Annotated in this window: 10 protein-coding genes and 1 pseudogene; 5 read left to right on the forward strand and 6 right to left on the reverse strand. The window is 62.6% G+C overall.

Annotated elements, in window-relative coordinates; translation table 11 throughout:
• The first annotated feature begins 35 nt into the window (after nucleotides 1–35).
• A complete protein-coding gene (locus CO671_RS17690) occupies nucleotides 36–353 on the forward strand; it encodes a hypothetical protein (protein WP_097607013.1) in 318 nt (105 codons plus the stop codon).
• Nucleotides 354–468: 115 nt separating this feature from the next.
• Complete coding sequence (locus tag CO671_RS17695) at nucleotides 469–1,146, forward strand: HAD-IA family hydrolase (RefSeq protein ID WP_097607014.1); 678 nt, start codon at nucleotides 469–471, stop codon at nucleotides 1,144–1,146.
• Nucleotides 1,147–1,174: 28 nt separating this feature from the next.
• Here the strand turns inward: CO671_RS17695 and CO671_RS17700 are convergent, their stop codons facing one another.
• The 6 genes from CO671_RS17700 to CO671_RS17725 all read right to left on the reverse strand — a co-directional run bounded on the left by CO671_RS17700 (nucleotide 1,175) and on the right by CO671_RS17725 (nucleotide 10,182).
• On the reverse strand, nucleotides 1,175–3,832 hold the full coding sequence (locus CO671_RS17700; protein ID WP_097607015.1) for a nitrate reductase: 2,658 nt from the start codon (nucleotides 3,830–3,832) through the stop codon (nucleotides 1,175–1,177).
• Nucleotides 3,832–4,167, reverse strand: coding sequence for a nitrite reductase small subunit NirD (gene nirD, locus CO671_RS17705; RefSeq protein ID WP_170964722.1), 336 nt, complete (start codon nucleotides 4,165–4,167; stop codon nucleotides 3,832–3,834). Before nirD ends, CO671_RS17700 begins: the two co-directional genes overlap by 1 nt.
• A gap of 4 nt (nucleotides 4,168–4,171) precedes the next feature.
• Nucleotides 4,172–6,622 (reverse strand): nitrite reductase large subunit NirB, encoded by a 2,451-nt coding sequence (gene nirB, locus CO671_RS17710; protein ID WP_097607016.1) that lies wholly within the window; start codon nucleotides 6,620–6,622, stop codon nucleotides 4,172–4,174.
• Between the two features lie 18 nt (nucleotides 6,623–6,640).
• Nucleotides 6,641–7,882 (reverse strand): nitrate/nitrite transporter, encoded by a 1,242-nt coding sequence (locus CO671_RS17715; RefSeq protein WP_097607017.1) that lies wholly within the window; start codon nucleotides 7,880–7,882, stop codon nucleotides 6,641–6,643.
• Between the two features lie 394 nt (nucleotides 7,883–8,276).
• Nucleotides 8,277–9,560, reverse strand: a complete 1,284-nt coding sequence (locus CO671_RS17720) for a CmpA/NrtA family ABC transporter substrate-binding protein (RefSeq protein ID WP_170964998.1) — start codon at nucleotides 9,558–9,560, stop codon at nucleotides 8,277–8,279.
• Nucleotides 9,561–9,594: 34 nt separating this feature from the next.
• The gene (locus tag CO671_RS17725; RefSeq protein WP_097607018.1) at nucleotides 9,595–10,182 is read right to left on the reverse strand and encodes an ANTAR domain-containing response regulator; all 588 of its coding nucleotides are present in this window, start codon (nucleotides 10,180–10,182) and stop codon (nucleotides 9,595–9,597) included.
• A 404-nt stretch (nucleotides 10,183–10,586) separates the two neighbouring features.
• Here CO671_RS17725 and CO671_RS17730 point away from each other — a divergent pair, with 404 nt between their 5' ends.
• From CO671_RS17730 to CO671_RS17740, 3 genes and pseudogenes are all read left to right on the forward strand, one after another.
• Nucleotides 10,587–11,246, forward strand: a complete 660-nt coding sequence (locus tag CO671_RS17730) for a peroxiredoxin (RefSeq protein WP_097579062.1) — start codon at nucleotides 10,587–10,589, stop codon at nucleotides 11,244–11,246.
• A 155-nt stretch (nucleotides 11,247–11,401) separates the two neighbouring features.
• Nucleotides 11,402–12,356, forward strand: a pseudogene (locus CO671_RS17735) (lytic transglycosylase domain-containing protein).
• A gap of 97 nt (nucleotides 12,357–12,453) precedes the next feature.
• The gene (locus tag CO671_RS17740; protein ID WP_097607019.1) at nucleotides 12,454–13,407 is read left to right on the forward strand and encodes an NAD-dependent epimerase/dehydratase family protein; all 954 of its coding nucleotides are present in this window, start codon (nucleotides 12,454–12,456) and stop codon (nucleotides 13,405–13,407) included.
• Nucleotides 13,408–13,416: the final 9 nt, after the last annotated feature.

Here is a 13,416-nt window from a genome sequence, read left to right on the forward strand (position 1 = left end):
CATGACGAAACGCCAATCCGCAGCATGAGGCCACTATGTTCGTTTCTCCCCGCGAGGCCGCAGATATCGGTCTGCAGATTGCGCTTTCACTTGCTTTGACGGCAGGTGGCATGGCGATCGCCTCCGCGGCGATGGGCGGCGAAAAAGCCGGCGTTTCCGCGATCGACGTCAGCCGCCCCTTGTTATGGACCGCCATTCCGACGCGCGTCGATCCGACAGCACAGTCTTATCTGCGGGCCGACGCGCGGGCCGAACTGCAGCTTGCCGCCGGCACCGGCGACCTCTGCCATGACCGGATCGGCCTCCGCCTCTCCTGCGACCTGATCGCCACTTCGGGCGCCGCCGCTTTCTAGGGCGGATTTGCGACATCGTCGCCGTCACGATCGAAAGCTTGCAAAACATGGCGATTTGCCGTTTCATCGCGTCCAGCGATCGTCACCCGACTCTTTTTCCCGAAGGATTCAGCCTTTGTCCCAGCCGATGCCCCGTGGCTTCGAGAAGCCTTATGCCGCCTTCCTGTTCGATATGGACGGCACCATTCTCAATTCGATCCGTGCGGCCGAACGTGTCTGGAGCGACTGGGCAAGGCGTCAGGGGCTCGATGTCGCAGACTTTCTGCCGAAGATGCATGGATCGCGCGGCGTCGACACGATCGCCCGGCTGAACCTGCCGGGCGTCGATCCCGAACATGAAGCCAGGCTGGTGACCGAGGCCGAGATCGCCGATGTCGGCGATGTCGTCGCCATTTCGGGTGCCGCAGTATTCCTGAGCTCGCTGCCGCCGGATCGCTGGGCGATCGTCACCTCATCGCCTTTGCGACTTGCCCGCCGGCGGCTGGAGGCGGCAGGCCTGTCGCTGCCGAAATTCATGGTGACGGCTGAGGATGTGAAGGTCGGAAAACCCGATCCGCAATGTTATATTCTCGGCGCCGAACGCCTCGGCGTCAGCACGCAGGACTGCCTGGTTTTCGAGGATGTCGCCGCCGGCATTACTGCCGGCGAGGCGGCGGGCGCCGATGTCATGGTCGTCACGGCGACCCATCATGACAAGATGGAAACGCCGCACCCGACCTTCGCATCCTATGCCGAGATCTCGGTCCGCATCTCAGCCGACCATAAGATGTTTATCGTGCCGAACGCGGCCTGACATCAGCCGCGTTACGGTTTCCTGCCTTTCATTCCGCGGCCGCGGCAAGACAGCGATCGATGATCCTGCCGATTTCGCCGCGGCAGGAGCCGCAATTGGTTCCGGCGCTGGTTTCCTTGCCGACCGCCTCGACGCTGTGGCATCCGCCGCGCACGGCAGCGGCGATCTGGTTGACCCCGACGCTGAAGCAGGAGCAGACGGTGGCGCCTGGATCCGGCCTGCCGGCGCCGGGACGGCCCGCGACGAGCGCAAACCGTTTCCTCAGATCATCATGTGCGGCGGAGAGCTGCGAGATCGCCCAGTTGCGCGCGACGGCGACCGGCTCGCGAGCAAGGAACAATGCGGCGAGCAGCGTCTCGCCATCGAAGAAGGCGAGCCGGAGGTCGCCGGTTCGCCGGTCGGCATAACCCAGCGGTTCGATCTCATCAGGAATGGCGAAAACCGCCCGGCACCAGGCCGTCCAGTCTTCGACGGTCCGGTCGAAGGCAAGCTCCAGCCGCCAGCCGCCCTCGGCTTTCGCCAGCGCCCAATAGGCCGCGTCAGGTGTTACGGGTTTTGTCGCCGAGACGGCGAAACCGTAATGGCTGGCGGGGAAGGGCCGGACGGCGACAGCGACGTTCTTCGACGCCGGCTGGCCGGAAAAGGGATCGGTGATCGGTGCGACCACGGCGTCGATCCGCGCTTTTGCCGCGAACTGGTCGTTCCAGTGCATCGGCGCAAAGATACCGCCGCGCGCCTGGCGATCGGTCACCAGCGCCCGGACGATCGCCTTGCCGTGGGGGCTGTCGATCTCGACAAGACCGGCGCTCGATATGCCGGTCTCGATCGCGTCGCGCGGATGGATCTCGGCAAAGGGTTCGGCGATATGGGCGGACAGCCGCGCGCTCTTTCCGGTTCGCGTCATCGTGTGCCACTGGTCGCGGATGCGCCCGGTATTCAGCGTGAAGGGAAAATCGGCATTGGTGCGATCGGTTGCCGGCGCTTCCACCGCAACGAAGCGCGCCTTGCCATCGGCATGGTAGAAACCGCCATCGGCGAAGAAGCGGGTGACGCTGGGCGTGCTCCCTGCCGGCTGCGGCCACTGGAACGGCGACAGTTCGTCGTAGGTGGTGCCGGTCATGCTGGCGCGGGCGCCGATGTCGAAGTCGCGGCTGCCGTTGTTCTCAAAGGCGGAAAGGGCGGCGTGTTCGGCGAAGATTTCGGCCGGCGCATCGAAATCGAAGGCGGCGGCAAATCCCATGCGGCGTGCGACCTCCGCAAGCTGCCACCAGTCGGCTTTGGCATCGCCGGGAATGCCGAGAAACGGCCGCTGCCTGGAAATGCGCCGTTCGGAATTGGTGACGGTGCCGTCCTTCTCGCCCCAGCCGAGCGAGGGCAGAAGCACCTGTGCGTGCCGGGCCGTATCCGTCTCTCTCAGTATGTCGGAGACGACGACGAAGGGACAGGCGGCAATCGCGCTTTCGACGCTATCGGCGTCCGGCATCGAGACGACAGGATTGGTGGCCATGATCCAGAGCGCCTTGATGCGCCCGTCGGCCACCGCGCGGAACATGTCGACCGCTTTCAAACCGGGTTTTGCGGCGATGACCGGCGATTCCCAAAAGCGCTGAACGCGGTCGCGGTCTTCAGGATTTTCGATCGCCATATGGGCGGCAAGCATGTTGGCGAGACCGCCGACTTCGCGCCCGCCCATGGCGTTTGGCTGGCCGGTCAGCGAGAATGGTCCCATGCCCGGGCGGCCGATGCGGCCGGTCGCCAGATGGCAGTTGAGGATGGCATTGACCTTGTCGGTGCCGGAGGAGGATTGATTGACGCCCTGGCTGTAGCAGGTCACCACCTTCGAGGTCGTCTCGAACAGACGGAAGAATTCCCGGATCTGCATGGCCGGCAGGCCGGTCCGCTCGAGGAGATCGTTGATATCAAGTGCTGCGGCGGCCGCAAAGGCGCCGGCGAAGCCCTCCGTATGGGCGGCGATATAATTCTGGTCGATCGCCGGGCTTGTCGAAAGATGGGCGAGCAGCCCCATGAACAGCGCGACATCGCCGTCCGGGCGGATGGCCAGATGCAGGTCGGCGATATCGCATGTCATCGTCCGGCGCGGATCGATGACGACGATGCGCATGTTCGGCCGCGCCGCTTTTGCGGCGGCCAACCGCTGGTAGATGACGGGATGGCACCAGGCGAGGTTGGAGCCGGTGAGCACCACGAGGTCCGCGAGTTCGATATCCTCATAGGTCCCGGGCACGGTATCGGCGCCGAAGGCGCGGCGATGCCCGGCCACCGACGAGGACATGCAGAGCCTGGAATTGGTGTCGATATTGGCCGAACCGATGAAGCCCTTCATCAGCTTGTTGGCGAGGTAATAATCCTCGGTCAGCAACTGGCCGGAGACGTAGAAGGCGACGGAATCAGGTCCGTGCTCGGCGATCGTTTCGGAAAAACGCCGGGCGACCAGATCGAGCGCCTCGTCCCAGCCGCTGCGTGCGCCTGCGATTTCGGGATAAAGAAGCCGGCCGTCGAGATCGATGGTTTCGGCAAGCGCCGAACCTTTCGAGCAGAGCCGGCCGAAATTCGACGGATGCTCGGGATCTCCCTTGACGCTGACGGCGCCGGCTTCGTCGACCGTGGCGATAACGCCGCAGCCGACGCCGCAATAGGGGCAGGTGGTCTTGACCTCAGCCGCCATTATTCAGCCGCCATCAACAGGCTTTCCAGCGCGATGAACAGGGCGCCGTCCTCGTTGCGGACCGGTATGGTCCGCACCGCGCCCTCGTCGGCGCCGAGCGCCTTGCCGGTTTCCAGCGAGATCACCCAGTTGTGCAGCGGGCAGGTGACGGCCTTGGCATGCACGATGCCTTGGGAGAGCGGGCCGCCCTTGTGCGGGCAGTGATCCTCGATGGCGAAGACCTCGTTTTCGGCCGTGCGGAAGACGGCGATCTTGCCCTGCGGCGTCTTCACGCAGCGCGCGCCCCGCAGGGGAATATCGGAGATGTCACCGATTGCGATCCAATTCATGTCCATCTCCTTACTCGGCAGCCTGCGGATAGCCGATCGTCGCCATCGGCTTGAACTCGTGTTTGTCCTTGCCGGAAACACGCTCCGACCAGGGATCGACCTGGGCAAATTTCTGGGAGAAGACGAAGCGGTCATAATAGGCCTTGCGCTTTTCACCATCGTCCATGATCTGGCGGCGGATTTCGTCGAGGCCGACGCGCTTGGCCCATTTGTAGATGCGCTCGAGATAGCGGGCCTGCTCGCGATACATCTGCGTCAGCGCCACGATATGCTCCAGCGCCTCGTCCTCGGTCTTCACCAGGCCGAGCACCTCGGTGCCCTTGATGTCGAGACCGGCCGCACCGGCGAAATGGATCTCGAAACCGGAATCCACGCAGATCACCCCGATATCCTTGCAGGTCGCTTCGGCGCAATTGCGCGGGCAGCCGGACACGGCCATTTTCAGCTTGGCCGGCGTCCACGAGCCCCACATGAATTTCTCGATGCGGATACCGAGACCAGTGGAGTCCTGGGTACCGAACCGGCACCAGTCCGAGCCGACACAGGTTTTCACCGTACGCAGGCCCTTGGCATAGGCCTGGCCGGAGACGAAACCGGCCTTGCCGAGATCGGCCCAGACGGCGGGCAGGTCTTCCTTCTCGATGCCGAGCAGGTCGATGCGCTGGCCGCCCGTCACCTTGACCATGGGGATCTCGAACTTGTCGACGACATCGGCGATGGCGCGCAGCTCGTTCGAATTGGTGACGCCGCCCCACATGCGCGGCACGACGGAATAGGTGCCGTCCTTCTGGATGTTGGCGTGGACGCGCTCATTGATGAAACGCGACTGGTAGTCGTCGGCATATTCGTCCGGCCAGTCGCAGACGAGGTAATAATTGAGCGCCGGCCGACACTTGGCGCAGCCGCAGGAGGTCTTCCATTCCAATTCCTGCATGACGGCGGGAATGCTCTTCAGACCTTTCGCCTTGATCAGGCGGCGAACGTCGTCATGGCCGAGTTCGGTACAGGTGCACATTGGCTGCACGGCGGCCGGATTGTAGCCGTCGCCGAGCGTCAGCGCCATCAGCTGTTCGACGAGGCCGGTGCAGGAGCCGCACGAGGCCGATGCCTTGGTATGGGCGCGCACGTCGTCGAGCGACGTGAGGCCTTTGCTGGTGATCGTCGAAGTAATCTTGCCCTTGCATACGCCGTTGCAGCCACAAATCTCCGCGTCATCCGGCAAGGCTGCAACGGCCGCCATAGGGTCCAGCGGCGACCCTCCCTGGTAGGCCTGACCGAAGATCAGCGTCTCGCGCATCTCCGAAATATCGGTCGCTTTCTTCTTTAGATCATTGAACCAGGCGCCGTCGGCGGTCTCGCCGTAAAGCACCGTGCCGATGATCTTGTTGTCTTTCAGCACCAGGCGCTTGTAGACGCCGGCGCCGGCATCGCGCAGCACGATCTCCTCGCGGTCATCGCCGTCGGCGAAATCGCCGAGCGAATAGAGTTCGATGCCGGTGACTTTGAGCTTGGTCGGCGTGTCCGCATGCACGAAAGCCGGCGAACGGTCGTCCGAGAGATGTGCCGCGGCAATGCGGGCCATCTCGTAAAGCGGCGCGACGAGGCCGTAGACCATGCCGCCGACTTCGGCGCATTCGCCGAGCGCGAAAATATCGCCGTCCGAGGTCTGCATGCCGGCATCGACGACGATGCCGCGATTGACCGCAAGGCCGGCGTCCTTCGCCAAGCCGACGCTCGGGCGAATGCCGACGGCCATGACGACGAGGGTTGCCGGGATGATGCGGCCGTCGTCGAGCTCGATGCCTTCGACCTTGCCATTGCCGATGATCGCCTTGGTATTGGCCTTGCAGATGACCTTGATGCCGCGTTCCTCGACCGCCTTCTGCAGGAGATAGCCGGCGGCGGGATCGAGCTGGCGCTCCATCAGCGTCGGCATGACGTGTAGTACGGTGACGTCCATGCCACGCTGGGCGAGGCCGGCCGCCGCTTCGAGGCCGAGCAGACCGCCGCCGATGACGACCGCCTTTTCGCGCGACTGGGCGGCAAGCAGCATCGCCTGCACGTCGTCGAGATCGCGATAGGTGATGACGCCGGGCAGATCCTTGCCGGGAACCGGGATGATGAAGGGCACGGAACCGGTGGCGATCACCAGCTTGTCGTAGCTTTCGGTGACGCCGTGGTCGGAGGTGACCGTCTTGGCGGCGCGATCGATGTTGACGATCTTGTGGCCCTTGTAGAGCATGATGCCGTGCTTGATGTACCAGCCGTCACCGTGAATGATGATCTGCTCGTAGTCCTTCTCTCCCGAGAGAACCGGCGACAGCATGATGCGGTCGTAATTGACGCGCGGCTCGGCGTTGAAGATCGTGACGTCATAGCGTCCGGGCGACTGTTCGAAGAGGTGCTCCAGCATGCGCCCGGGCGCCATGCCATTGCCGATGATGACGAGTTTTTCGGTCATACGTTCAAGTCCCTTGGATTAGGTTGCAGCCACGGGCGCGGAGTGCCCCTGGCGCGACAGTTGCTTGACGGACAGGTGCATCCAGATCAGCGAAATCGCCACGATTGCGAAGAGCAGCAGGAAGCAGCTGGACCAGAGGCCGGTCATGTCCTTGAGGAGGCCGAAGGCGATCGGCAGGATGAAGCCGCCAAGACCGCCCATCATGCCGACGACGCCGCCGACGGCGCCGACGCTGTCGGCATAGTAGGCCGGGATGTGCTTGTAGACGGCAGCCTTACCGAGGCTCATGAAGAAGCCGAGCACGAAGATGACGACGATGAAGATGACGGGTGTGATGGTCGCAGCCGGCAGCGATAGAATGAGCGTGGCCACGGCCGACACGGCAAACATTGCATACATCACGCTGCGTGCGCCCTTCTTATCCGACAGCACGCCGCCGAAGGCGCGGAAGATGCTGCCCGGGATCGAGTAGGCCGCCGCGATCATGCCGGCAGTTTCGAGGTTGAAGCCGTAGACGCCGACCAGATAGCGCGGCAGCCACAGCGACAGGGCGACGAAGCCGCCGAAGGCGAAGAAATAGTAGAGCGAGAAGCGCCAGACCTGGACGTTCTGCAGCGGCGCGAATTCCTGGGCAAGGCTCTTGGAGGCGACGCCGCGCTCGCGGCGAAGACGGAAGGCCGGATCGTCGGTGGTGGTGAACCAGAAGACGACCGCCATCAGCGCCAGACAGACGGCCCAGATTTCCGCAACCGCCTGCCAGCCCCAGGCGAGCAGAACAAAGGGAGCGGCGAATTTCGTCACGGCCGCGCCGACATTGCCGGCGCCGAAGATGCCGAGCGCCGTTCCCTGCTTCTCTGCCGGGAAGAAGGGCGAGACATAAGCGACGCCGACCGCGAAGGAGCCGCCGGCAAGCCCGACGCCGAGGCCGGCGATCAGCATCTGCGTATAGGTGTGGGCGTAGGAGAGCAGAAAAGTCGCCACCGCCGCAGCAAGCATCGTAAGCGTGTAAACGAGACGGCCGCCGTAACGCCCCGTCCAGATGCCGAGGACGATGCGCACGAGCGAACCGGTGAGAACCGGGGTGCCGATCAGCAATCCGAACTCGGCCTCGTTGAGGTTGAGTTCCTGCTTGATGCGGACGCCGATGATCGCGAAGATCGTCCAGACGGCAAAACAGAGGGTGAAGGCGACCGTGGAGATCCACAGGGCCTTGGCTGGTTCGCCGGTGGACATAGGCTGCGCTTTCTCGATGACAGACATGGCTTCTCCGTGGCCCGACAAGGTCGCGCCGATCCATCGCTGGGGTTAAAAACAAAAAAGCCGCTGGTCAGGTTGCGCATGCACGAGGCGCGCGAACTATCCTGATCAGCGGCTTTGCTGGTGGCGCCCGCCGTTGGACGCCCAATTCTTGGTCTTCTGCGAGCGCCTATTGCGCTCTCATACTGCGCTGATCGCCATTGATCTGTGCGCTAATAGCCTTGCAAACTGCGTGCCAGTTTGGTCGTTGTGCTTTAAGTGATTGAATGGAAACGGAATTTGTAATGGGCGTCCGTCTGCACGTTTTTGTGGCTGTCAAAAAACGTGCAAATCTTTTGTGCGTTGCGGTGATGGCGGGCGTCGAACTTTGCTGGCGTTTTGTGCAGGCCGGCATGGATCACGTCTCTTCGCTATCGGAGGCGAAGGGCAGGGCGCTCTTGACGGCAAAGCGCGCCACATAGTCCGGCAGTTCCGTCGGATCGAAGACGTGGCCGTCCATGAAGCGGTCGCCCTCGTCATTGCCTTCGATGCGGATATCGGCGTCGTCAGGTGCGTTGGCGTCGCCGAGAGCGGTGCGATAGAGATCGGGGCGGTAGGCGGAGGCGGCGGCCCGCGCCTTGACGAGACTGGCTTCGGCCTGCCCCCAGCGCATCATCTGGCTGTAGATCCACAGCGCATGGCTCGGCCGGGGATAATTGGCGAAGCCGGAATGAAACTGGAAATAATCGGCGATGATGCGCCGGTTTCCTCTGGCGTCGAGGCTGAATTCGCCGGAAAGAACCCGGCGAATGATGCCGACGGGGGCGGCGATATAGCGCGGATCGGCGAGAGCGGCGGCCAGCGCATCGTGATTGTCCGGCAGGTCGCACCAGCGGGCTGCCGCGTCGAGCGCCACGATCAGCCGGGAAACGGTCTCCGGATGGCTTTCCACCCAATCCGGGCGCATGCCGATCACCTTTTCCGGGGCTGACGGCCAGATATCCTGCTTGGCGGCGACGATGCGTCCGAGGCCGCGCTCCGAGGCGACCATGTTCCACGGTGCGCCGACGCAGAAACCGTCGATCGCCCCGGCTGCCAGTGCGTCCGATGTCAGCGGCGGCGGCACGACGACGAGCTTGACGTGCCTGTCGGGATCGATGCCGCCGGCCGCCAGCCAGTAGCGGAATTCGTAATTGTGCGAGGAGAAGGGATAGGTGACCCCGAAGGTCGGCAACGGCTCGCCGCGCGCCTTCATCGCCGCGATCGTCTTGGCCAGAGCATGGGCGTTATCCAGCGCGCTTGCCGTTTCCGGCAATCCGGCGTCATCCCGCATCCTGTCGAAGAGCCGCGTCGACAGCGTGATCGCATTGCCGCCGCGCCCGAGGGAAAACGGCGTGATCGTCGGCGAGGGATTGGAGCCGAGGCCGAGCATGGAGGCGACCGGCATCGGCGACAGCATATGGGCGATATCGAATTGGCGGAATGCCAGGCGGTCACGGACATTCGCCCAGGAGACGTCCTTGACGAGATCGAGCGTCAGGCCTTCCTTCTGCGCGAAGCCGAATTCCGCCGCCGCGATCAGCACCGACGAATCGACGAGCGGAATGAAACCGGCCCGCAGCACTTTCGGCCCTTCATTGTCGATGCGCACGGGCGAGGGCAGCCCGCCGCTGGAACTGACGGTCTTCGTCATCATATCCACTCCGGTTTCCTCCGGAAATTTAGGCGGCCCGCCATCACATCAAAAGTCCCGCGGCGGTGACAACGCTCTGGGCGATTTCCGACATCTTCTTCTTTTCGTTCATCGCCGTCTGCCGCAGCAGGGCGAAAGCTTCTTCTTCGGACAGGCCGCGTTTCTTCATCAATATGCCCTTGGCGCGCTCGATGAGCTTGCGTTCTTCCAGCGCTGAACGGGCATCGGCAAGCTCACGCCGCAGCCGGCTGAAGGCGTTGAAGCGGCTGACGGCCATGTCGAGGATCGGTTTGACGCGTTCCTTCTTCAATCCGTCGACGATATAGGCGGAGACCCCGGCATCGACCGCAGCCTCGATCGAGGCCGTGTCGGAGCGATCGACGAACATGGCGATCGGACGGCTGACCGTGCGCGTCAGTTGGAACAGATGCTCCATCATGTCGCGGTTGGGGTTTTCGATATCGATGATGATCACGTCGGGCATCAGCGTTTCGATGGTTCGGGCGATGCCGTTGACCTCATGCACCACGGTGACGCGCGAATGCCCTGCCTCGCGCAGCCCTTCTTCGATAATGGAGGCGCGAATGGCATTTTCGTCGATCACCAGAATCGTCAGATCGAGATGCGTCATGCTTCTATTTATGACGCAGTGCAGCAATTTTGGCAAGGTATCCGCCCGAAAACTGTGCATAAATAAATACGCACAAAAATTAATCAGTATGCCTCACTTTCGAGCGCCAGCTCCTTGGTCTCCTCCTCCTTGTTTAATAGCCGATCAAAAAAACGCGGTCTTTTCGTCGCGTCGACCCGCCGGGAAAAATAATGCCGGCGCAGGCTGCAAATCGAAAGAGCATGCCTTCGGTTCTCGTGGTATATATTTTAAAGAAATGCAGCGAAAACCTTGGGATGGGAGAGTTTTTTGCTCGCAGCTGGTGCGCCCCTGGCGATCGCAATTTTATCACGACTGCGGCAGGCAGTTCCCATGACCGCCATTTGAGATAACGAAAACCCAACCACGGCTTTGGAGGGCCGACCATGAGCTTACGTATCAACGACATCGCTCCCGACTTTACTGCCGACACCACGCAGGGACCGGTCAGCTTCCATGACTGGATCGGCAATGGTTGGGCCGTTCTGTTCTCGCATCCGAAGAATTTCACGCCTGTCTGCACGACCGAGCTCGGCGTCATGGCCGGCCTTGCGGGCGAATTCGCCAAGCGCGGCGTCAAGATCATCGGCATCTCGGTCGATCCGGTCGAAAGCCATGCCAAGTGGAAGGGCGACATCAAGACGGCGACCGGCTTCGACGTCGATTATCCATTGATCGGCGACAAGGACCTCAAGGTCGCCAAACTCTACGACATGCTGCCGGCCGGCGCCGGCGAGAGCTCCGAAGGCCGCACGCCTGCCGACAATGCGACGGTGCGTTCGGTCTTCATCATCGGCCCGGATAAGAAGATCAAGCTGATCCTGACCTATCCGATGACGACCGGCCGCAATTTCAACGAGATCCTGCGCGCCATCGATTCCATCCAGCTGACGGCAAAGCACCAGGTGGCGACGCCGGCAAACTGGAACCAGGGCGAGGATGTCATCATTACCGCCGCAGTGTCCAACGAAGACGCGATCACGCGCTTCGGCTCCTTCGATACGGTTCTGCCCTATCTCAGGAAGACGAAGCAGCCGACGGCCTGATCGCTGTTTTTCTTCAAGCTGCTTGCAAGCCGCCGCGGCCATATGGTCCGGCGGCTTTTTTCGTGCCTGCACTGCGGAAAATGGAGAAGCTTCGCGCCTCGATTGATGTTATCTAGGGTCAGCGTCGCGATGGAAGTCGAACCTGCCGAGATCCGATGATAGGGCGAAAACGTCAGTCCGACATGGGGAGGAGATCGGCGAAGGTCCTGCTTTCGCTCTGCTTCCTGTTTTCCACGGCGGACACGCCGAAGGCCCAGCCGGAAGGAGGATACGCCACCGGCCTGCCTCTATTCCGGGCCTGCTGCCTCGGGATCGGGCGAGACGCTCTGCATCCGCGAGGACAGTTTCAATCGCGACCTCTGCGCTGCGATCGAGCATTTCGCCGAGGCCAATCGGTTGCCGCCGGCGTATTTCGCCCGCCTCATCTGGCGCGAAAGCACCTTTCGCCCTGACGCGGTGAGTTTCAAGGGAGCGCAGGGCATTGCGCAGTTCATGCCCGGAACGGCGAAACTGCGCGGTCTCGAAGACAGCTACCAGGTGTTGGAAGCCCTGCGGAAATCGGCGCAATATCTCGACGAATTGCGCAATCGCTTCGGCAATCTCGGCCTTGCCGCCGCCGCCTATAATGCCGGCGAAAACGGCCTTGCGGCTTATCTTACGTCAGGAAGATTACCTTACGAGACGCGCGGCTATGTGATGGCGATCACCGCCCATACGGTCGAGGAATGGAAGGATAATCCGCCGGAAAATGCGGCAGCCCCGCTCGACAAGGACAAGCCCTTTCTCGATGGCTGCGTGGCGCTTGCTGAAAGGCGGAGGTTGAAGGACACGCCCCGCCATCAGGAGGGCGACTGGGCACCCTGGGGCGTTCAGCTGGCGGCGAACGCGGATGTCGCGGTGGCCCGGCGTCTTTTTCTCGATGCCGTGCAGGATCTGCCTTCACCTTTGGATGCGGAACAGCCGCTGATCCTGCGCCAGCGCGACCGCAGCTTCGGCTTTCGCCCGCGTTACGTCGCACGCATCGCCCGGCAGACGCGTGTGGAAGCCAACGAGGTCTGCAACCAGATCCGAAAGCACGGCCGCACCTGCCTTGTCTTCAAAAATCGATAGCAGGGCGGCTTCCGCATTCTGAGACGAAAAGTCCGCTTGCGGGATCGCCGGATGGAGCAGCATAGTCTCGCGGGATCACGGCTAAGGAGGAACGACAATGCGGGTTTTGGTCATCGGGGCGACGGGCCATGTCGGAACCTATCTCGTTCCCCGGCTGGTGGAGGCGGGTCACGACGTCGTCACCATCAGCCGCGGTGCGGCAAAGCCTTATACGGCAAGCCGCGCCTGGGCCTTCGTCGATCAGCGGCAGATGGACAGGGCGACCATGGAGCGGACGGGTGAGTTCGGCCAGGCCATACGCGCATTGAAAGCCGATATCGTCATCGACATGATCTGCTTTACGCTGAAAAGTGCCGAGCAGCTGGTGACGGCCCTGTCCGGGCATGTCGGCCATTTCCTGCACACCGGCACGATCTGGACGCATGGGTACCCCACGACGGTGCCGACACGCGAGGAAGCCCCGAAGTCCCCGTTCGGTGACTATGGTATCCAGAAGGCGGCGATCGAAACCTATCTGCTGCAGCAGGCAAGGCTGCAAGGCTTCCCGGCAACCATCATCCATCCCGGCCATATTGTCGGCACCGGATGGGCGCCGCTCAATCCGGCCGGCAATTTCAACCTGCAGGTCTTCTCGACCCTTGCGCGGGGCGAAGCCCTGGCGCTGCCCAATTTCGGCTTGGAGACCGTTCATCACGTCCACGCCGATGACGTGGCGGCGATGTTCATGGATGCAATTGCCCATTGGAACGCGTCGATCGGTGAGAGTTTCCACGCGGTTTCCGAGCAGGCCCTGACCCTTCGCGGTTATGCGGAAGCCATGTCGCGCTGGTTCGGGCGGGAGCCGAACCTCACCTTCGCGCCGTTCGACGCCTGGGCCGAAGGCCAGACGGCCGAGGATGCGGAGGCGACATGGGAGCATATCGCCCGCAGTCCGAATTGTTCGATCGCCAAAGCCGCACACCGGCTCGGCTACACGCCGCGATATACGTCGCTGCAGGCGGCGCAGGAATCTGTCGGCTGGCTGGTCGGGCAGGGGCGGATCAAGACCTGATCCGCCGGG

The organism is Rhizobium sp. M10 (assembly GCF_002531955.1).
GTDB classification, from domain to species: Bacteria; Pseudomonadota; Alphaproteobacteria; order Rhizobiales; family Rhizobiaceae; genus Rhizobium; species Rhizobium etli_C.